At 55.0% G+C, this 21,078-nt stretch carries 18 protein-coding genes, 1 tRNA gene and 2 pseudogenes; 11 read left to right on the top strand and 10 right to left on the bottom strand.

Annotated features, from left to right (window positions below):
* Positions 1-94 precede the first annotated feature (94 nt).
* The 4 genes from IEX96_RS07900 to IEX96_RS07885 form a co-directional block, all read right to left on the bottom strand.
* Positions 95-3,370 (bottom strand): error-prone DNA polymerase, encoded by a 3,276-nt coding sequence (locus IEX96_RS07900; protein ID WP_188873745.1) that lies wholly within the window; start codon positions 3,368-3,370, stop codon positions 95-97.
* Between the two features lie 11 nt (positions 3,371-3,381).
* A complete protein-coding gene (locus tag IEX96_RS07895; protein WP_150006415.1) occupies positions 3,382-4,950 on the bottom strand; it encodes a Y-family DNA polymerase in 1,569 nt (522 codons plus the stop codon).
* Positions 4,853-5,653 (bottom strand): ImuA family protein, encoded by an 801-nt coding sequence (locus IEX96_RS07890; RefSeq protein ID WP_188873744.1) that lies wholly within the window; start codon positions 5,651-5,653, stop codon positions 4,853-4,855. The genes IEX96_RS07895 and IEX96_RS07890 overlap by 98 nt, the downstream gene beginning before the upstream one ends.
* 196 nt (positions 5,654-5,849) lie before the next feature.
* Positions 5,850-6,113 (bottom strand): helix-turn-helix domain-containing protein, encoded by a 264-nt coding sequence (locus IEX96_RS07885; protein WP_150006412.1) that lies wholly within the window; start codon positions 6,111-6,113, stop codon positions 5,850-5,852.
* 181 nt (positions 6,114-6,294) lie between these two features.
* On the opposite strand from IEX96_RS07885, the gene IEX96_RS07880 reads away from it, so the two are divergent.
* The 7 genes and pseudogenes from IEX96_RS07880 (at position 6,295) to IEX96_RS14290 (ending at position 10,409) form a co-directional block, all read left to right on the top strand.
* Entirely contained in the window at positions 6,295-6,846 is a 552-nt protein-coding gene (locus tag IEX96_RS07880; RefSeq protein WP_150006411.1) for a hypothetical protein, read from the top strand.
* Positions 6,836-7,453 carry a hypothetical protein gene (locus tag IEX96_RS07875; protein ID WP_150006410.1) on the top strand — a complete coding sequence of 206 codons (618 nt, stop codon included), beginning with the start codon at positions 6,836-6,838 and terminating at the stop codon, positions 7,451-7,453. Before IEX96_RS07880 ends, IEX96_RS07875 begins: the two co-directional genes overlap by 11 nt.
* A 15-nt stretch (positions 7,454-7,468) precedes the next feature.
* The gene (locus IEX96_RS07870; protein WP_188873743.1) at positions 7,469-7,861 is read left to right on the top strand and encodes a metallophosphoesterase; all 393 of its coding nucleotides are present in this window, start codon (positions 7,469-7,471) and stop codon (positions 7,859-7,861) included.
* A 21-nt stretch (positions 7,862-7,882) separates the two neighbouring features.
* Positions 7,883-8,688 (top strand): annotated as a pseudogene (locus IEX96_RS07865) (integrase core domain-containing protein).
* An 88-nt stretch (positions 8,689-8,776) separates the two neighbouring features.
* Positions 8,777-9,406, top strand: a complete 630-nt coding sequence (locus IEX96_RS07860; RefSeq protein ID WP_150006472.1) for a hypothetical protein — start codon at positions 8,777-8,779, stop codon at positions 9,404-9,406.
* A gap of 450 nt (positions 9,407-9,856) precedes the next feature.
* Positions 9,857-10,123, top strand: a complete 267-nt coding sequence (locus tag IEX96_RS07855) for a DotI/IcmL/TraM family protein (RefSeq protein WP_150005216.1) — start codon at positions 9,857-9,859, stop codon at positions 10,121-10,123.
* A gap of 22 nt (positions 10,124-10,145) precedes the next feature.
* Entirely contained in the window at positions 10,146-10,409 is a 264-nt protein-coding gene (locus IEX96_RS14290) for a type I restriction endonuclease (RefSeq protein ID WP_373293760.1), read from the top strand.
* On the opposite strand, the pseudogene IEX96_RS14285 reads toward IEX96_RS14290, so the two are convergent.
* Positions 10,406-10,534: pseudogene (locus IEX96_RS14285) on the bottom strand (IS3 family transposase); the annotation flags it as partial. The gene IEX96_RS14290 and the pseudogene IEX96_RS14285 sit on opposite strands and share 4 nt — an antisense overlap.
* Before the next feature lie 1,525 nt (positions 10,535-12,059).
* On the opposite strand from IEX96_RS14285, the gene IEX96_RS07845 reads away from it, so the two are divergent.
* Positions 12,060-13,259 carry a site-specific integrase gene (locus tag IEX96_RS07845; RefSeq protein WP_150005218.1) on the top strand — a complete coding sequence of 400 codons (1,200 nt, stop codon included), beginning with the start codon at positions 12,060-12,062 and terminating at the stop codon, positions 13,257-13,259.
* A gap of 23 nt (positions 13,260-13,282) precedes the next feature.
* On the opposite strand, the gene IEX96_RS07840 is transcribed toward IEX96_RS07845, so the two are convergent.
* From IEX96_RS07840 to IEX96_RS07825, 4 genes are all read right to left on the bottom strand, one after another.
* A tRNA-Val gene (locus IEX96_RS07840) sits at positions 13,283-13,357 on the bottom strand.
* Between the two features lie 301 nt (positions 13,358-13,658).
* Positions 13,659-15,119, bottom strand: a complete 1,461-nt coding sequence (locus IEX96_RS07835) for an NAD(P)(+) transhydrogenase (Re/Si-specific) subunit beta (RefSeq protein WP_150005219.1) — start codon at positions 15,117-15,119, stop codon at positions 13,659-13,661.
* A 10-nt stretch (positions 15,120-15,129) separates the two neighbouring features.
* Positions 15,130-15,450 (bottom strand): NAD(P) transhydrogenase subunit alpha part 2, encoded by a 321-nt coding sequence (locus IEX96_RS07830; RefSeq protein ID WP_371863757.1) that lies wholly within the window; start codon positions 15,448-15,450, stop codon positions 15,130-15,132.
* Positions 15,451-15,479: 29 nt separating this feature from the next.
* Entirely contained in the window at positions 15,480-16,622 is a 1,143-nt protein-coding gene (locus IEX96_RS07825; protein WP_150005220.1) for a Re/Si-specific NAD(P)(+) transhydrogenase subunit alpha, read from the bottom strand.
* A 69-nt stretch (positions 16,623-16,691) separates the two neighbouring features.
* Between IEX96_RS07825 and IEX96_RS07820 the strand changes: the two genes are divergently transcribed.
* The gene (locus IEX96_RS07820; protein ID WP_150005221.1) at positions 16,692-17,009 is read left to right on the top strand and encodes a hypothetical protein; all 318 of its coding nucleotides are present in this window, start codon (positions 16,692-16,694) and stop codon (positions 17,007-17,009) included.
* Here the strand turns inward: IEX96_RS07820 and IEX96_RS07815 are convergent.
* A complete protein-coding gene (locus IEX96_RS07815; protein WP_150005222.1) occupies positions 17,006-18,370 on the bottom strand; it encodes an ABC1 kinase family protein in 1,365 nt (454 codons plus the stop codon). The genes IEX96_RS07820 and IEX96_RS07815 overlap by 4 nt on opposite strands.
* Positions 18,371-18,608: 238 nt before the next feature.
* Between IEX96_RS07815 and IEX96_RS07810 the strand changes: the two genes are divergently transcribed.
* Together IEX96_RS07810 and IEX96_RS07805 are read left to right on the top strand one after the other, a co-directional pair.
* A complete protein-coding gene (locus IEX96_RS07810; protein WP_150005223.1) occupies positions 18,609-20,054 on the top strand; it encodes a sigma-54-dependent transcriptional regulator in 1,446 nt (481 codons plus the stop codon).
* A gap of 142 nt (positions 20,055-20,196) precedes the next feature.
* Positions 20,197-21,057 carry a glutamate racemase gene (locus IEX96_RS07805; RefSeq protein WP_150005224.1) on the top strand — a complete coding sequence of 287 codons (861 nt, stop codon included), beginning with the start codon at positions 20,197-20,199 and terminating at the stop codon, positions 21,055-21,057.
* The last annotated feature ends 21 nt before the right edge of the window (positions 21,058-21,078 follow it).

Genomic DNA, 21,078 nt, shown 5'->3' with positions numbered 1-21,078 from the left:
TACATTTTTTTCTGCAATCTGTATTGCTGCTATCGTAATTTGGTGGCTTTAATGAGTCCTGAACCTAGGTGTCCATAAAGATAAAATACCCCCGTCAATGAAAGTCGCGGCTTTTAGGCACCAGATCGCGAACATTGCGGGGATGACGGACGGGGCGGTGTTTGGATAGACGGCCAGCGCGCAATCGGGAGGGATGCAGGTCGCCTTCAATGGGATCGGCACTGCCGTACTTTATTTCATCGGCCTTGCATATGGGCACATCCAGCATATCCGGGCTTTCTGACAACAACAGCAACTGGTCCGAGCAATCATCCATCCGGTGCGCCACCAGATGAACGATGTCCCCCTCCCGCTCGATCCGGCCTTTCACCTTCAGAAGGCGCGCCCCCATGATTTCGGGGCGGAACCGCTCCATCACTTTTTTCCACACCACCACATTGCCAACCCCGCTTTCATCCTCCAGTGTCAGGAACACTACCCCCTTGGCGGTTCCAGGGCGTTGGCGGACAAGCACAATGCCTGCCACCATGATGCGGTCACCATCTTTTACTTGCCGAAGACAGGCAAGCGGTGTGCAACCCGCTTCGTCGAGCAACGGACGTAAAAAATGCAACGGGTGGGCTTTGAGCGATAGTCGCAGGCTCTGATAATCCTCCACCACATGCTCACAAAGAGGCATATCCGGCAGAGCCACATGTGCTTCCGGCCCTGTTTCTCGCGCCTCAGCATGGGCAAACAGAGGAAGCGCTGGCATGCGCGGCAATGCCTTTGACTGCCATAAAGCCTGACGGCGATCAAACCCCATGGAGCGGAAGGCATCGGCCTCGGCCAAGCGCTCGATGGTGGCAAGGCGTGCACCACTACGCGCTTTGAGATCAGCAAGATCCTCATAACCAGCCCCGCGCTGCAGGACGATTTTCTCTATCTCGGCTTTCAAAAGCCCCTTCACCTGCCGCATCCCCAATCGCAGCGCCCCACCTTCCAATGTGCAGTTCCAATGGGAGTGATTAACATCAACAGCACGCACCACCACCCCATGCTCGCGGGCGTCGCGGACGATCTGGGCGGGGGCATAAAAGCCCATGGGTTGGGAGTTCAAAAGGGCACAGGCAAAGGCCGCCGGATAATGACATTTGAGAAACGCCGAAACATAAACCAGCAGGGCGAAGCTGGCGGCATGGGATTCAGGAAAGCCATATTCTCCAAACCCCTCGATCTGCTTGAAACAACGGCGCGCAAAATCAGCATCATAGCCGCGTGCCACCATGCCTTCGACCAGCTTATCCTCAAACGCATGGATGGTGCCCACATGGCGGAAGGTGGCCATGGCACGGCGCAACTGATTGGCTTCTTCGCCTGAAAAGGCCGCCGCGACCATGGCGATTTTCATCGCCTGCTCTTGAAACAACGGCACGCCAAGGGTGCGGCCCAGAACCTTCTTCAATTCATCGGAAGGGCCATGGTCTGGCGCGGGCGCGGGATAGTCCACGGCTTCAAGCCCATCACGGCGACGCAGATAGGGATGTACCATGTCCCCTTGGATGGGACCGGGGCGAACAATAGACACCTCGATCACCAGATCATAAAAACATCGCGGCTTGAGGCGCGGTAGCATGTTCATCTGCGCCCGGCTTTCCACCTGAAAGACACCGATACTGTCGCCCCGACACAGCATATCAAAGGTGGCTGTGTCGTCCATGGGATAGAAATCCCCAAGGGCCAACCGCCGCCCGTCATGTCGGGCGATAAGATCAAAGCATTTACGGATCGCTGTCAGCATACCAAGGGACAGCACGTCGATCTTCAACATGCCCAGCGTATCCAGGTCATCCTTGTCCCATTCGATGAAGGTGCGGTCTTGCATCGCCGCATTGCCAATGGGCACCAGTTCCTCGAGCGGATCCTCGGTCAGTACAAAGCCGCCCACATGTTGCGAAAGATGACGGGGAAAGCCGATCAGTTCAGCAGTTAGTGCCAGCGTTTGCTGTAGCCTACGGTCCGTGGGATCGAGCCCGGCTTCACGTACCCGGTCATCAGGAATGCCATCAGACGACCAGCCCCAGACGGTGCCGGCAAGAGCGGCGGTGACATCCTCTGTCAAGCCCATCACCTTGCCGACCTCGCGCACGGCAGAGCGGGCGCGATAACTGATGACGGTAGCCGCAATTCCAGCTCGGGCCCGACCGTAGCGGGCATAGATATATTGCATCACCTCTTCGCGCCGCTCATGCTCGAAGTCCACATCAATATCAGGTGGCTCGGCGCGCTCAGCAGAAATAAACCGCTCAAACAATAGATCGCTGGTGGCCGGATTGACGGAGGTGATGAACAGGCAATAACACACGGCGGAATTGGCCGCAGATCCCCGTCCTTGGCACAGAATTCCCTGTCCCCGCGCCCAATGCACGATGTCATGAACAGTGAGGAAGTAAGGCGCATAGCGCAGTTTGGCGATCAGCTCCAGTTCGGCTGCGATCATCGTCCGTACTTTTTGAGGCACCCCATCTGGATACCGCCGCGCCGCGCCTTCTTCAGCCAGCGTCTCCAGATGTTGCTGTGCTGATTGTCCCGGCGGCACCGGTTCGCCGGGATAATTATAACGCAGTTCCTCCAAGGAGAATTGACAGGCCTGTGCAACCTCCATTGTCCGGGCCAATGCATCCTCATGGCCCTTGAAAAGCCGTGCCATTTCAGCGGGTGTCTTGAGATGTCGTTCGGCGTTTTTCTCCAGCTTGAAGCCGGCATGCTCGATGGTGCATTTGTCCCGGATGCAATTCAGCACATCCTGCAAAGGCCGCCGATGAGCGACATGATACAGCACATTGCCCGTAGCGAGCAGCGGTGTTTTGGCATGCCTCGCCACATCCGCCAGCCTGTTAATTCGGGCCGCATCGTCACCGTGATAGCTGTGGCTGGCGGCCAGATAAAGCCGGCTGGAAAGAGCACGGCGCATGTCCGACAGGTTATGGATCAGCACCTGATGATCAAAGGATTGCGGCGGCACAAAAACAAGGACCAGACCCTCGGCATAAGCATAAAGATCGTTAAGCGATAAGATGCACCCGCCCTTCTCTGCGCGCCTTTTGCCAAGAGTCAGAAGCCTCGACAGCCGACCATAAGAGGCCCTGTCTGTGGGATAGGCGAGAAAGCTCACGCCTCCCACCAAATCAAGCCGACAACCGACAATGAAGCGCATCGCGGCCGCCTGCGCCGTCGCATGGGCCCGCACGATACCGGCCAAACTGTTGCGGTCAGTCAGCGCGATGGCATCCAATCGCAGCGCTTTGGCCTGCTGCACCAGTTCATCGGGGTGCGAGCCCCCTTCAAGGAACGAGAAGTTGCTGGTCACCTGCAGTTCGGCATAAGACATCACCGCGTCCTTCATGCGAACAGGCCATGAAGAAACCAGCGACACGGACCTTCGTCCGTAGTTTCCTCATAAAGTCCGGCGCGGAACAGCCAGTAACGCCGGCCCGCATCATCTTCCACCCGATAATAATCCCGTATCCGAGCCTCCTCCCCCGCCACACGCCACCATTCCGGGGCCACACGTTCAGGGCCTTGTGACCGGGCAACCCGGCACTGCACCCGCCGCCAGCGAAAAACCAGCGGCGGTCCCTCGGGCACTTCAGCCACCACCTCCACCGGCTCCGGGCGGGGCAATAATCGCAAGGGCCGCGTTGGCGCGGGCGGTACGCCAGATGGGTGCATAGCGTTTGTCCATGTTGTCTCACCATATCCTGTTACACGTTGTTCAGCGCGTTCCGGAATATGACTTTCGAAGGGCCGCGCATGGCCCACATGCCCCTTACCCAATCGCAGAGCCAGCCGATCAATAAGCTCTGAAAGCGCCAGCACCCCTGCAGCCTGTCCATCAAAGTCGGTCTGCGCCGCATCAAGAGGGGCTACCACTTCCGCTGCGACCACAAGGCAATCAATGCCGAAGCCGGGGTCGATGCTCCCCACTTTCTCCTGGAACAGCCGCGCCATATGGGCCGGATCGCGGCTTGGCGCATATGTGCCCACGATCAGCCGCTCGCTGCTGCCGTCACAGCGAAAAGCGGTGAGCGAAAGCCGCCGCACCCCCTTTTCCTCTGCCATAAGACGGGCCGCTAAATCCTCAAGCAAAGGCGCGACAAGTCCCATCAGCGCATTGATGTCCATAAGCGGCTCAACAAGCGGCAACCGCACGCGCCAAAGAGGTACCGGCATCACCGGATCAATGGGCTCAAAAACCTGTCCCAATGCCTGATCAAGCCGGTGCAGCACGGCGGCGACGGCCTTCGCTCCACCCGGCCCGAATCTTTGGGCAAGCATGGCGCGCGGCAGATCATAAAGATCCCCGATGCGTTTTAACCCCAGCCGCCGCAAGCTCGCCGCTGCTTCTTCCTTGATCCGAAGCGCCGCCACTGGAAAAGAGGCCAAGGCCCGGCGGGCTTCGCCGGAAAGGATGATCCGCGCCTGTCCATATCGGGCTGCCGCCCAAGCGGCGCCCGGTGTGTCGGCCATGGCAAGGCGTGCCTTGATCCCCATTGCCCTGAGCCGTGTCTGAATATCTTTGAGCATGGCAACCTCTCCGCCAAAAAGATGCGCGCAGCCAGAAGCATCAATCCAGATGCCGTCCTCGCCATCCATCCGCACCCACGGGCTCCAACGGCCACACCACCGGGTGAGGTGGGACAAAGCTGCCGCATCGCCCTTGAGGTCGGCGGGTTGGGTGACAAGCATTGGCACCATGGCCCGGGCATCGGCAAAGGCCATCCCATTGTGCAGCCCTGCTGCCTTTGCTGCCGGATTACAGGCATAAAGCCGTAGGCCGCGCGGCCCGGCCAATGTCAGCGCCAAGGGCGTTTCATCCGGTGCACAAGAAGGGCAGGACCGCGCCACCTGAGTGCGTTTCAGGCAAGTGATCGGCCAATCCAGCAATATCAAGGAAACAACGCGTCTCATGATCCCATTCCAAAATGCGGGACACGGGCTGCTCCCGCCACCCTTTCACCAGCGCCACCTGCCAGCAAGGCCGGCCAGGCGCAGTGGGCGCAAAAGGCGGAGGGCGGCTTTGGGCGGCCGCGACACGCCATCGGGTTCTTGCCGCTGAAGGGCCAAGCCCGCGTTCGGTGCGTAAAAGCACGGCCGGCACCCCATGGTCTCGCGCTGCCAGGGAAAGACGACGGGTGGCTACAAGACTTGCTGACGCCACCTCACCTACCGCCAGTGCGACCGCACCAGAGCGCAGGGCCTCTTCCAAAGCCCACAGCACATCCTCATCACGGCGCCCTGATGCCAGCAGGAAACGGCTTGGATCGGCGCCCATATTCACCAATCCTCGCCCCGACAGGGCTCCTGCCTCGAACAATCCATCATGGCGTGCGCACCAGAAAACCGGACCCGTTGCTTCTCCCGCCAATCGCCTGAGCGCCAAGGCCCCCACAAAACCGGCCGCCGCCCCGACATTCAAAACATCTTGCGGCACCACTTCATGCACCACGCCTAGCGCCAATCCACCCAGAGCGGCATCAAAGCTTGCAACACCCAAAGACCAAGCACTGTCCTTTAACGCGTCCGCAGTGCTCTGCCCAAGCTGCCCCCGAAGGTCCGCAAGCGTGGCGGCCCGGCTCTGCTTTTTCTGCTTCTTTGATTGCTCGACTCTCATATGTTCATGATTTGTTCTATAACCAAAAGAGTCAAGCCCTCATAGCAACCGCTCTCGCGGGTGTCTGCCAATAATCTTGGGATAGCGATTTCAATCGTCGATCAAATAGTGACGACCTTGCATTCAGAGTAAACAAGCTAGAGATTTTTCCTTTGGACCAGGTAGCGCACGCTTAACACCAAGCTGCCGGGATTTTTCACTTCTTTCGCAGGCGAACCCCTTCCTTGCCAGCGGAATCCGGCCCGATAAACAACACCCCACCATCCTCTAACGCCGTAACGATCGCAACGATATTGTTACGGATAGGAACCCGACGACCCCGTTCGAAATCCGCAAGCGTCGAGCGCCCCACATGCGCCCGGTCGGCAAGCTCCGCTTGGCTCCAGCCAAGCAGTCCACGCGCCGCCCGACATAGATGAGACGAAAATATTTCTATGATGTCATAAGATTTGCTTGACATTTTCATCAACCTAATACAATTTATATGATATCGTTATTTTGTTTAAAAGAGAGCAAGGCTTATTACAATGCAATTATCACTCCCTTTACGGTCTTTCGGTCGTCGACGTGGTCTAGGCAGGGTGCTCCCCTCCAGAATGTTGAAAGCCCGCCCGACACAATTCCTTACCCATGCACTTCATATGACCCGCACCGGAACGCCGCGGTCAGGGGCCGACATAAAGCTGCTTGCCGCCAGTTTGGAGCGCGGGCACCTGTCTGTCGATGATTTATACGCGCCCCTTCCTCCTGCCTTGCACGCCCGCGATCTGCCAGATTTTCTTGGCGATGGGCCATGCCGTTGGGAAAGCTCAAGTCATGCTCTCCTGAAGCTATACGCCCGGTTGCTTGCCATGGCTCTGGCCCCCAAAAGCCGCATTTGTTTAGAACATCGTCTCACGGTCTCAACTGGCACGGCCATTCCAGATCTCTTCGCCGTAAACGATAAGATCTCGATTGCCTGCGAAGTGGGGGCAACGGATGGGCGAAAAATCCATGCCCTGCTGGAATCCGCGGTCACATATTGCATTGTTCTGCCCTATTCCGGCCTCTCCGATCCGAACATCCATGGCTATATCTTCCGCCACGCAAACACCATTCCGTTGCCGGCAATAACCTCTCGTCAGACAACCACTGCCCTCACAGACCTGGAAAATTCCTATCAAACCGTATTGGAGACGTCCGATGCTCACTGACCAACATTATGTCACCATCGGGGCATTCATTGAGCTCCGCTCAAATATGGGATTTGAAATCCCTGTCGAGACCTGGCGTTACCTCTTCGGAATTACAACAACGGCTTGGGATGGGCTTCTTCGCGATGCACGTCATAAGAACCAACAATTTTGTCCATTAGCACCGCATATAGCCGTGACGGCCCGATGGGTTGCCCGACATAAGCAGATTCAGATGCCCCTCGCATTGCCTTCTGCCACAGACCTGTTTTCGCGCCTGAATACTGTGCTGGAGCATCCCCTCACCAAAAAAGTCTTTGGCTTGTCCTTTGGCTATGATGCAACCCGAGGATATGACTGGTTATTGCTCAGAAGCGAGCCTAGACGGGCCACAAAGCTGGCCTTCGCCATGATCGATCATTCTTCCCCCGAACTCCTCCGTAAAAATTGGCAGCAATGGCATGCCAATGCCAAACTAGAAGCGCGGTTGAGGGGCATAGCCGATCTCGACATGGCCCCGCGATGGACGGCACCGCTTCAGAGAGGGCCGCATCATTTAAGCATGGCATTTCAGCAGCTCCAATTCGCTCGACCAGGAAAGCCAAACTTGGCACGGCAATCTTTATAAGAAGGGTGATTTTATATGACACAGGCTGTCATTGCATTCATTGGCGATCCCCATGGCAGGTGGGCGGACATTCGCCAACAGATCCGGCGGCAACTGGAGAGAGGTATTGAGATCCAGGCCATCGTGCCGGTCGGCGATATGGAACTGGAACAGCCACTGGACAAGGAACTTGCCGAGTTTCTGGATAAGGGAATCGCCGTCCACTGGATTTATGGCAACCATGATTCCAACGAGACCCACTGGTACGACCATCTCTTTGAATCCAAACTCAAACATAATAATTTTCATGCCTCGATCGCCGATATTGGTGGCACATGTCTGGCCGGTCTGGAGGGTGTTTTCCGCGGCGTGGTCTGCCCCCCCGAAAAGTGGCCCGTTTTTAGAGAGAGGATTTTGGCTTATTCGTGACCGTGAATAAGGAGAAATCACATGGGTCGTCAAAGACGTTACACACCAGAACAGATTATTTCGAAACTTCGTGAGGCCGAGGTCTTGTTGAGTCAGGGTCGCACGGTTGGTGAGGCCGTGCGCCAGCTTGGCGTGGCCGAGCAGACCTATTATCGCTGGCGTAACCAGTATGGCGGGATGCAAACAAGCCAGGCCCGCAAACTCAAGGAGCTGGAGCGTGAGAACGTGCGGCTGAAGAAAGCCGTTGCAGAGCTGACGCTGGACAAGCTCATTCTCAAAGAAGCCGCCGAGGGAAACTTCTAAGCCCTGGTCGCCGCAGGCGGTGCGTGGATCACGTTATTGGCAAGCTGACCGTGATCGATGAATACACGCGCGAGTGTCTGGCAATTACGACGGCCCGGACGCTCAAATCGGATGATGTACTTCATACACTCACCGGGTTGTTTACGCAGCGCGGTGTGCCGGATCATATCCGCTCCGATAACGGCGCGGAGTTTACGGCCCATGCCGTCAGGGACTGGCTGGGCCGGGTTGGCGCGAAGACGCTTTATATCGAGCCGGGAAGCCCGTGGGAGAATGGCTACAATGAAAGCTTTAACAGCAAGCTCATGGACGAGCTTTTAAATGCGGAGATATTTTACAGCATGAAGGAGGCAACGATCTTGGTCGAGCGCTGGCGGCGGCATTACAACACTATCAGACCGCACAGCTCGTTGGGATATAAACCACCGGCACCGGAAACAATCTTGCCCCATCCAGTTGCTATGGCTTACGCTACGCTCCAGCCGCTGCAACTGGATGGCAATAGTGGACAAGTCCTAACTTAACAAATGGACCACTTAATGGGGGCAGGCCAATTTTGCGGAGCTTAAAAAACAGGTATCCAATACGATTACCAGAGAAAACTGTGAGGGCTTGTTTTCCAGAACAATCTCTCTAATCCCGGTGATCAGGAAAAATGCAGAGGTTTTTGCCACGGCTGCCGCATCTGTCCTTGGCAGCCAGAGAAATGGTGATCAGTTGGGCCCTATGCTGGCTGGTGCCTGGTCGCTCGTTGATGATACGGTTATCAACTATGATCAGGCCCGAGAGTTCATTGAGGAACAGCGGAGCCAATTTGGTGCCTATCTTCCTGGGGAAAGCCAACGGGACGAGATTGCCCTTCTTGATTATCTGCTTGCTGTCCAGTTGAGGGTCGAAACATCGAATTCCGGCTCGAAAACATTGAGTGTTGCCGAGTTGATCTCTGCCGCCTCCGGGGTCAGCGACATTGTTCTGGAAGGGGATGCCCAATCCCTTCTCAAGAGAAACGGGATAAAGGTGGACATCTCGAAGGACTGCTTTTTCATTTCCAACACACATCCGAACCTGAAGAAGATCCTTAGCGATACAGATTGGATGTCCAAATGGAACATCCTTCTATCTCGAATTGACGGGGCTGAGGCTGGTGGGACACAACATTTTGGTCCGGGATCAAAATCAAGGGCCGTCAAGCTCCCCCTGCATCTGGTGATCGACACTTCCGAAAACCAGAATTTCTACTAAATAACGTAAGGAAATTGTGAATTATGGCCGCACCTAATAAGTTTATATATGGTTATGAAGCTCTTTAAGAGAGTATTCAGGGTAATTATGTTCTTCAAACGAGCAAGAAAGTTTTAAAAAATGTTGGAATTTTTCAAAAAATCCTTTAAAAACAACGAAGTAACTAGGGTTATCCCCGCTAGTTACTGGTTTTCCCTTTAAAAACAACGGGGGTAACGGTGGTGACGGTGATAACGCGAAATACATATATATATATAAATAAAAAAATATTATATGAAATTCATAATCCTTTTTTTCTCTTTATAGGTCTTATTTTGCGTTACCACCGTTACTTATGTTACTTATCTTTAAATTATATATATATATTAATAAGATAGAAGTAACAGATAGAAGTAACAGTGGATATAAAAGGTAACGGGGATATAAGTCTCTCCTCAAAGGAATCTGAGTATGGCTCAAAGGAAAAATGCAGTTAAAACGATCCTCTCCCGAAACGCTTTCTATCGGGATGGATATAGATTGCTCCAGAAGGTGGTCCTTCTGGAAGGTGTCACCATCCTCGGCTTGGTGGTTGTGGTTCTCGCGGGGAGAACCCCTGAAAATCGTTTCTTTGCCACTCGCCATGACGGGAGCGTCATTCCTCTCGTCCCTCTGGACAATCCGACCTTGAGCAAGGCGGGGCTTATTAACTGGGCGGCGCGGACCGTATCCGTTTGACCTCGAGGATGCGCATGAGGCCATTCGCCGGCTGAAACCCACGCCTGACCGGCAAAAGGGCCTGCGCGGGACCAACCAGGACATCTACGACACCCTCGTCCTCGGCACGACCATCACCAAGACGATCCAGGGGGACTCCAAGTCCTATTCGTTCCGCTACATCGATTGGGATACGCCGTCGAACAACGTTTATCACGTGACGGCCGAACTCTCCGTCGAGCGCACGGCCAGCACCCAGACCAGGTGGACCTGTCACGGTTTGATTCCGGCCTTGAGGCTCATTTAAGCGGCCTTTCTTTCGAAAGCCAAGGGGCTTTTCCAGCCCAATGCTGAATGCCGACGGCGCGGATTGTAGAAGCCGTTGATATATTGGAATAGCGCGGCCTTCAGGGATTTGAAGAACGTCTCCACCTTCAACACCCGACACAACTGTTCAATCGGCCAGACCTTCTTCCAAGCATGAATGAAAGCAAAGCGCTTCACTTCCGGCTTGCAAAGAAGGCCGTCGCTTTCCTGAGGATCTCGCTGGCTTGCCAAAGCTCCCTGTTCTTCCGCTCAAGCGCCTTCAGCTTGTCGACGACCTCAGTCGGCGCACCAGCTCTCTGGCCACTGCCAATCCGGGTATGGTTCACAATCCTCAATTCACTGGGTAGCGATATTTAACCAACCTTCCCTTTCCCACCCGACCACCAATGCAAACGACCGATTGGGCCTCTCCCCGCCGGTATTGGTTTGGCTTATTAAGTCTGTTGGTTTCCGTCGCCCTTATGGGCGCCAAAGTGGTTGGGGTGGTTGGGGTGTTGGGGTGTTGGGGTGTTGGGGAAGGCCGGAGAGCCTCGTCGGTAAAAAACCTGTCCGTTTTATGCCATCACGACTTAGAATGTCCGCCATCAGCACATGGACCCAGGCACCACCAATCCTGCCGACACAGCAAAGCGCCGCCATGTTTGGATAATTGGTACAGAGAGGAATTGCGCGGTGCCGTATTTCCTTAATTGAAAAATGGCAAAAGCTGATTGGTGCCAACGTTGACGGCTTTTCCATTCAACGAATGAAAACAAAGTGGAAAGCAGCACCCGAAGCTGCGAACGATCAAGCTGAATCTTTAACTGCCCAAAAACGATATAAAACCCCTCGGCTCAATCGGCGCTCACGAATAAGCTTCGAGGTCATGATTGTATGAATCTTGTCAAGGCCGTCCCTGCATACCCGCGGATAAAAGCCATAAGGCTGGTTTCCCCACCAAAACAGTCGGATAGGGACACCCTCTTAAATCTTATTGAGCCAGCGACAGCAGAATATTGACTGGGCGAATGCCTTCTCACACCAGTGAAACTGAAGCGCGGCAAGTGCCTCATTAAAATGAGCTGTAGAAACACCCCACTTCTATGCCGACCAAAATAAACCCTATTGAAGTCAAGGCGCCGGGTATGGGTGTCTTCTTCAATATCACCGCGAATTATAGCTGTAATTTGCCCTATGGTTTGATGTGCATGAGGGTTTATCGCACATCTATAATTGATGCTGAAAACAAGATTGCGCCCGCTTTCTTAAAGGCACAAGTCTCCCCCCACCTTCTTCTAAAAAATAAAAATAAAAAAATGGATCCCGTTTTCATCATTGTGTGAAATTCTTGAATCATGTCCATCAGAGTTAGAGGCGAGATGATTCGTGAATAAGCATAAGCATCATACACATGAGTTTAGCGACAGCGGCTGGGCTGGATCGAAGCTCGCAGATGCAGCTGCGAATGCGGAGCCAGAGCAATGATCGATTCAGCGGAAGAAATAATACAGCTGGATAACAAACTGACGCGTGCTGTGCATCTCGATAAAGGTCTCCGTCTGAATCAGACTGAGCTTACTCTTCTTACAAAAATAGGCGTCCTCGAATTGGTTTCGAAAGTTAAAAACGATATCTTGAAGGAGAAGGTGCGATGTCAAAATCTCAAAAGAGGAAACGAGTCTACCAGGTCGGGCAATACTGGCTTGACCGCGAACCAGATAATCCAAACTGGCTCATTTTCTGGTATGACCCCGGATCGCGAAAGAGCCGCCGCCGAACGACTGGCACATCCGACCTCCAAGAAGCGAAAAACCGCTTAGATGAGCAGTGGCTTCTCAACCGACGCCCAGAGAATGCAGATCCTACCACTGTCAGTGTCCGTGATGTGTTCAACATATATTTTCAAGAACATGGCGCCTTGCTACCCAGCGCTCAACAGATTGCCTCCAGTCGGAATCACTGGTTCGAATTTTGGCGGCACATCGAGGGCCAAGGTTCGGCATTAACGTCAGTGGATGACCTATCCGCTCCGATGGTGACTCGATTCATAAATTGGATGAAAATGCGTCCACTCAACAACGGTCACTTTCGAACTATGCAATCAATTGACCGCAATATTGCAGACCTCAGAGCTGCCGTAAACCGCGCATGGAAAAACAAGATTATAAAGTCCGCTCCCCACATTCCTGGTGTCCCCAAGAATGAAAAAGAAGGACCGCGCTCGGCACGAATGTCCGTGGACGCGCTCGCTGAATTATTACGCTACGCGGCACATCCGAGGCGTAAAACCCTGCAAGCATACATCGTAGGTGCCTTATGCACCATCGCTCGGCCGGAAGCCGTATTAGACATTTCTTCTGACCCGGATCGCGAACAGGTGAACCTGTCCTCCATGCGCCTCTCTTTAAATCCCAAAGGTAGGAAGCAGACCAAGAAATTTCGACCCACTATCCCTATTGTTCCCGTATTCAAGCCATGGCTGGAGCGCGACGGCTGGTTAGTGGAGTGGAGAGGCCGCCCTGTAAGCTCGATCAAGACTGCCTGGCGACGAGCGCGCCGCGAACTCGAGTTTCCGGAAGATTGGGTGCCAAAAACGATCCGCTATACCGTCGCCTCCGAGATGCGGAGACGCGGGGTCGACAAATGGGATCTTGAAGGCTGGTTGGGCCACCGGAACCCATCGTCCACGGATATCTACGCGTCCTTCGATCCCGAATACCTTGGAACTGTAACGCCAGCGCTGAGCGACTTTCTCAACGAGATCGCTACAACGTCGAAGTTGCCTTTACACCCGAGTTGCACCCGAGATGGGGGTACGATCCACGTCATGCCTTATCGAAAGAAAAACTAACATGCCGTATTCTCTACAAAAAATGGTGGGCGCGGCAAGGATTGAACTTGCGACCCCTACGATGTCAACGTAGTGCTCTCCCACTGAGCTACGCGCCCGATATATCAAATGCAGCATCTACCGCAATAGCCTGTTGGGGCAGGCCTTCGGGAGGGATCGTATAAACGAGGCATCGCCCTTCTCGCAAGCCCCTTCTTTCATTTTCTTTGTTTCTTTTTGCAAATAAGCGCTGCGGAGGCAGATAGCGCCCTAAAGCACCTTTAAAAAGAATACGGGCAGATAGCGCATCGCCTATGAAAACGGACAAAATGAAAAAGCCCGACGGAGAATATCCATCGGGCCTTTCCTGCTTTTCCAGGCGCGTCAGCCGCCCAAAATCCGTTCAACCCTTTGACGGTATCAGTTCAACGCTTTCACGATGTCCTCGACCATTTTTTTGGCATCGGCAAACAGCATCATGGTGTTTTCACGCCAGAACAGCTCGTTATCCACACCTGCATAGCCCGCCCCCAATGAACGTTTCACGAACAACACCGTCTTTGCCTTTTCCACATCCAAAATCGGCATGCCGAAAATAGGGCTTGAAGGATCGGTTTTGGCGATGGGGTTGGTCACATCATTGGCCCCGATCACAAAGGCCACATCGGCAGTCTGGAAATCATTATTGATATCCTCAAGCTCGAACACCTCGTCATAAGGGACATTGGCTTCCGCCAGCAAAACATTCATATGCCCCGGCATACGGCCTGCCACCGGATGAATGGCATATTTTACCGTCACCCCTTCGGCTTTCAAAACATCGGCCATTTCCCGCAAGGCATGTTGAGCTTGCGCCACCGCCATGCCATAGCCCGGCACGATCAGCACGGTGCCCGCGTTTTTCATGATAAAGGCCGCATCTTCCGCCGAGCCGGACTTTACCGGACGATCAGGCCGTGCGCCCTTGATCCCTCCCGCATCATCGCCACCAAAGCCTCCGGCGATCACCGAGATAAACGAGCGGTTCATGCCCTTACACATAATATAGCTCAGGATTGCCCCCGACGAGCCCACCAGCGCGCCGGTGACGATCAGTGCATTATTGCCCAGAGTAAAGCCAATGCCAGCGGCCGCCCAACCGGAATAACTGTTGAGCATGGAAACCACCACCGGCATATCCGCCCCGCCAATGGGGATAATCAGCAAGAAGCCGATCAGGAAGCTGAGAGCCGTCATCCACCAGAACACATGGATACCCAAAACCGACGCCGTTTGATCCATGGAAAAGGCCACAAGACCGCCAAGGATCGCCAGCCCGATCACCAGATTGATCCCATGCCGCATGGGCAGCGTGATGGGGGCACCGGACATCACCCCTTGCAGCTTCAAAAATGCGATCACCGAGCCGGAAAATGTGATGGCCCCGATGGCCACGCCAAGGCTCATTTCAATGCGGCTTGCCAGAAAAATATCGCCATGCCCATTGCCGGTGGCGCGGGCCAAAAGGTCGCTGGCCATATCCACAATGCCAAAAGCGCTGGGATTGACGAAAGCCGCGCCCGCCACCATCACCGCAGCCAAACCCACAAGGCTATGGAACGCCGCCACAAGTTGCGGCATGGCCGTCATGGAAATACGCCGGGCGATCACAAGACCAACCCCGCCGCCCACAGCGATGGCCCCCAAAACAGGCAGCAGGCCAAATTCAAACACATCGGGGCGGGCGATGGTGGCTGCCACCGCAATCAACATGCCCAGCATGCCGAATACATTGCCCTGTCGCGACGTTTCCGGATTGGACAATCCGCGCAAAGCCATGATGAACAGAACCGCCGCAACCAGATAAGCCGCAGCCGTAATATCAATGAATTGTTGGTTCATCTGCCCACCCTCATTTCTTTTCTTTTTTCTTGTACATGGACAGCATGCGCGCCGTAACGGCAAAGCCCCCGAAGATATTGACCGATGCCAAGGCAATGGCCACCAGCCCCAACCATGTGGCGATATTTGTCCCTTCACCGCCAACGGCGATGATGGCCCCCACGATAATCACCGAGGAAATGGCATTGGTGACGCTCATCAAAGGCGTGTGGAGGGCCGGTGTAACGCTCCACACCACATAATAGCCGACGAATACCGCCAGCACGAAAATGGAAAGCTGTTGAAGGATCGGGCTGGCAGTCGCGGCGCTTGCCCCCGCGGCCGCCATCATGGCGATCTCGTGCATCTGATAGTCCCCTCTTAGGCGGCAGAATTGATTTGCGGATGAATGATGGCACCGTTTTGCGTCACCAAAGATGCCGCAATGATCTCGTCTTCAAGATCAAGGGTCAGCGCCCCTGTTTCCTTGTCCACAAGCGGTGTCAGATAGTTGAGCAGATTTTTGGCAAACAGCATGGAAGCATCTGTCGCCACAAGAGACGGCATATTACGATGCCCGATAATGGAAACACCGCCCACGCGAACGGTTTCACCGGGCCTGGAGCCAGCGCAGTTCCCGCCTTGCTCCACCGCCAGATCCACCACCACCGATCCCGGTTTCATGCTGGCCAGCATCTGGGCTGTCACCAGTTTCGGGGCCGGACGGCCCGGAATCAGGGCTGTGGTGATGACAATATCCTGCTTCTTGATGGTTTCGGCAATCAGCGCCGCCTGCTTCTGCTTATAGGCGTCGCTCATTTCCTTGGCATATCCGCCTTCTGTTTCTGCTGTTTTGGCTTCGTCATCTTCGACCATCACGAACTTCCCGCCCAAGCTTTCCACCTGTTCCTTGGCGGCAAGGCGCACATCGGTGGCGGAAACAATGCCGCCCAACCGCCGCGCCGTGGCAATGGCTTGCAAACCGGCAACCCCGGCCCCCATCACCAGCACCCGTGCCGGTGCGATGGTGCCTGCGGCGGTCATCATCATGGGAAAGGCCCGCGTAAAGACATGCGCCGCTTCCAATACGGCCTTATAGCCCGCCAGATTGGCCTGCGAGGACAACACATCCATCGCTTGCGCCCGCGTGATGCGTGGCACCATCTCCAAAGAAACGGCCGATAGCCCGGCCTTGGCATAGGCTTCGATCCGCGCTTTATCACCATAAGGATTCAAAAGCCCCAGCATCAAAGCCCCCGCCTTCACACCGGACAGGGAATCCGCTTCCAGTCCGCGCACACTCAAAATCACATCCGCCCCGTCCAGCACTGCGCCGCGTGTTTCAGCGATCTTTGCGCCGGCATCAGTAAAGGCTTCATCCACAAATGAAGCTGCGGCCCCTGCGCCTGTTTCCACATGCACATCAAAGCCCAAAGCGATCAGCTTTTTTACGGTTTCAGGGGTTGCGGCCACACGGCCTTCATCGATGGTGGTTTCCTTAACGACAGCGATCTTCCTTGTCACAGCACGCAAACTCCTTGTTGTGTTAAAGCACGTCACCCACCGCCCGGCCCGGCCATATGGGGCCGGAAGATGATTCAGCCAAGCCCCCCGGTCATGTGGCCCATCAACAGATCACAAAAGAAACAACGCCATCAGCGCGAGAATGCAAAGATGGCCCACAGCAAGCCAAAACAGAAAATTGCCGAACCGGCTAAATTGCACTTCTTTATCATGTTGATAATCCTCGGGAATTACAGCCATCACTCCCTCCATCAGATGATCCTTGGTAAAGACGACAACAAGACCATAGCAAAAGCTATTCACATGCACAAAATGCAATTTTTATTGCGCAGCAAAAGACATAATATTTCTCATAAGGACTATGTCATTAGGGGGCGTGATGCTTAGGCCCGCTCCACCAGCCCTGCATAAGCAAGGGCATCGCTTTGCCTTTTCTCCAAAGCGGACACAGAAAAATCGTCGATAATACCCTGAAACAGACGGTACCAGTTCACTTCCGCCTGCAGATGCAAAAACACACCGCCAAGGCCAATGGCCGCCCGATCCATAAAGACAAATTCCCTCGGCGGCGTGATCGGCCCCAGTTCCTTTAAACGCCGGTGCACCTTTGCCGCCGTTTGCGCCCCATATTGCCCCGGTTCCGTGGCGGAATTGATCAGGCGTGGACGATCTTCCATCAAGGGGGCATAAAGAAAAGAAGCCCAGATATTGAGCACATCGATCAGTTCATTGGACAAATCCTTGAACCCCCATGTCTCATAGGCATGGGCGGCCAGATCGCGATCTCCATCACGCAAGGCCCGATACAAATCGATCACGCCCCCCACAAATGTCGGGGGGAATACCCGTACACAGCCAAAATCCAGCAAATTGATAGAAAGATCAGGCGCGGCGGTATAATTGCCCAGATGCGGGTCCCCGTGGATCACTCCGAAGCGGTGGAACGGCACATACCATGCCCGGAATAAATTGATGGCAAGCCGGTTGCGGGTGTCCTGATCCGCATCTTTGAACTGCAACAAGCCGCGCCCTTCCAGCCAGCCCATGGTCAAAAGCCGTCCGGTGCCAAGGTCGGGATAAGGAGGCGGCACATGCACCGACATTTCACCATGCAGCATATGCTGATAAAGCCGCATATGCTTGGCTTCACGGCGATAATCCAACTCTTCACGCAGGCGTTCGGCCAGTTCCATGCGGATCTGGCGGGTATCGATGGAGCTGTCATAGCGGCGGTATAGCGACAATAACACATCAAGCTGATTCAGATCCGCTTCCACCGTGCTGGACATATCGGGATATTGCAGCTTGATGGCCAGTGCCGTTCCATCATGGGCCCGCGCGCGATGCACCTGCCCCAAAGACGCCGCGGCAGAGGCTTCTAAAGAAAATTCCGCGAAATTCTCCTGCCAATCCGGCCCCAGTTCCGAACGCATGCGGCGTTTCACAAATTGCCGTCCCATGGAAGGGGCCGCCGCTTGTAATTGCGAAAGTTCCGCAGCAAAAGTCGCGGGCAAGGCATCGGGAATGGTGGACAAGATCTGCGCGATCTTCATCACTGGCCCCTTCAAGGTGCCAAGGGCTGTGCGCAAATCTTCGGCCAGAACTTGTTGATCGGTGGAGCGCCCCACCAGCCGATCCCCGGCCAAACGCACCGCCAATCCACCTACAGAGCCACCGACACGGGCATAGCGGCGCAAACGCCCGCCCAGCCTGTTCGATTCGCTGTTGTCAGGCCTATCTTTGGGCATAATCCGCTCATATTCCTCTTGCAAATCGGGAACCGGCATAAGGGGCGCAGGACACCGCCCTTGCAACAGATGTGGGTGCCGAGCGTCCAGCGCAAGGCAGCGGCCTGATCGCACAGAGGAAAACCCGTTCATTTCCCCCTATTTTTCGCGGTTTCTTAACGCTTGTCCCGTAATGATACAAAAAAGAGAACAGTGCCTGTCGGTTCAACCGGCTGGCCAATCAGGTATCAGGCCCACTATGATCCACGCACCGCATCTTATTCTCGTTGTTGATGACGAGCCAACACAACGCCATTTGCTGTCGGGGATGATCACCCGCGCCGGTCATAGGGTGGAAACGGCCCCCGATGGGCAAGACGCCTTGACGCGCTTGCTCGATCAGGATCTCCCGGCGGTGTCGTGTCTTTTGCTTGATTTGCAAATGCCGGGCCTGTCTGGACTTGAATTGCTGGAAAAATTAAAACCGCATAAACCGAACCTGCCGGTGATCGTGCTGACCGCTCATTCCGGTGTAACCCGCATTGTTCAGGCGATGAAAGCCGGTGCCAGCGATTTTCTGGTGAAGCCCGCCAGCGCCGAGCGCATTCGCACGGCCATCGACAGCGCCCTGTCCCATGTGGCCATGACCGGCGAATTGGCCCCCATGCGGGCCACCGAACAGGCCCATCCCGGCTTTGACGACCTGATCGGTGAAAGCGACGCCCTTAAAAGCGTGGTGCGGCTGGCAAAAAAAGCGGCCAAAACCTCTATTCCCGTGCTCATTGAAGGGGCGTCAGGCGTTGGCAAGGAGATGTTCGCCCGGGCCATTCATGAAAGCTCGGACCGGGCGGGCAAGCCCTTTGTGGCGGTGAATTGCGGGGCCATTCCGGAAAATCTGGTGGAAAGCATCCTGTTCGGCCATGAAAAAGGAGCCTTCACCGGAGCCGTAGAACGCCATATCGGCAAATTTCAAGATGCCTCTGGTGGCACCCTGTTTCTGGATGAAGTCGGTGAATTGCCACACGATATTCAGGTAAAGCTGCTACGCGTTTTGCAAGAAAATGAAGTGGACCCCATCGGAGGCGGCCAAACTGTGCCAGTGGATATCCGGCTGATTTCTGCCACCAACCGCAATATGGCCGATCTGGTTTCCAAGGGGATCGTCCGCGAAGATCTGTTTTATCGCCTGAATGTCTTTCCCCTGACCATTCCAAGCCTTAAAGACCGCGCCGACGATATCCCCCAACTGGCGCAGCATTTCGCTCAAATCATTGCCTTAACCGAAGGCATTGAGCCCAAAACCTTGTCGAAAAGCGCCACCATCATGCTGCGCCGCTATCCATGGCCGGGTAATATCCGGCAATTGCAGAATGCCGTGTTCCGCGCGGTGGTGATGAGTGATGGCCCAAAACTGGAAGTGGAAGACTTTCCACAAATCGCACCAAAGCATACGGCCCCGCCTTCCGGTCTTGTGGAAACATCCGGCTCCCATGAGGATCCCACCCCCTGTTTGCCATTGATAACCGAAGATGGCGATTTTCGCACCCTTGCCGATATCGAAGCCGAAGCCATCCAAGCGGCGATCCAGCGCTATGACGGGCGGTTATCCGAAGTGGCCCGGCGTTTGGGCATCGGGCGATCAACCCTATATCGCCGACTGGATGAACTGGGCCTGAGCCCCAAAGCCAAACAAGCCCGCGCCTGAAAAATTTTCATGGCCGTTCTTGCTCGATAAAGCCCACTCTTATTTGCGCCGCTTTTATTCATAAGCTACCACAGATGAAACGCTGATTTTAACGATATCCGGTTATGAAGCATAATGTGGGACCAGCAATGAGTAAGATGGCGTGATCGGTATTTTCGATTCCGGCTCCGGTGGCCTGACGGTTCTCAAAGCCCTGCGCCAAGCCTTTCCCCATAGAGATTTCTTGTATTTTGGCGATCACGCCCGCGCCCCTTATGGCAGCCGCGATGCCAAAGAAGTAGCGGCCTTCACCCAACAGGCGATTGAATTTTTACTGGATCAGGGGTGCCGCCTGATCGTGATTGCCTGCAACACGGCGGCCGCCGTTGCCTTGCGCCCCTTGCAACAGGGCTGGCTTTTACGCCATGCGCCGCAGGCGCGTGTTTTGGGTGTGCATGTTCCCTTGGTGGAAACCATCACCGGACAGGACTGGGCCATAAAAACACCGGCCAGCACCCCGCCCCATCGCAAAGGCCGCAGCATTGCCATTTTCGCCACACCGCGCACTGTGGCCTCCCGGGCCTTTGTTCTGGAAATCTCTCAACGGGCGCCTGAAATCACCGTATTCCAGCAAGCCTGTCCGGGTCTTGCCGATGCCATCGAAGCCCATCTTCCCGATGCAGACATCCAGAATCTGGTGGATGGCTATGTGGCCGAGCTCGTCGCGCAAAAAGGGGCCGCTGCCATCGACAGCGTTGCCCTTGCCTGCACCCATTATCCCTTTGCGATCGACCAGTTCCGCAAGGCCCTGCCCCGAACGGTGGAGATATTCACCCAGCCCCATATGGTGGCCACAGCTTTGGAGGGATATTTGGCCCGCCACCCGGAAATGGATATATCGGGCAGCGGCCATTTACGGCTTTTAACCAGTGGCGATCCGAAAAAGCTCAATGGACTGGCGTCACGCCTGCCGCCGGATTTGCGGCAGTTCATCCATCAAAGCCTTCCCGAAATCAGCGCCTGAAACTATATTGGTGCACGTTTT

It is taken from the genome of Iodidimonas muriae (assembly GCF_014647255.1).
Taxonomy (GTDB): Bacteria; Pseudomonadota; Alphaproteobacteria; order Sphingomonadales; family Rhodothalassiaceae; genus Iodidimonas; species Iodidimonas muriae.
This window is presented reverse-complemented; position numbering and strand designations above follow the sequence as displayed.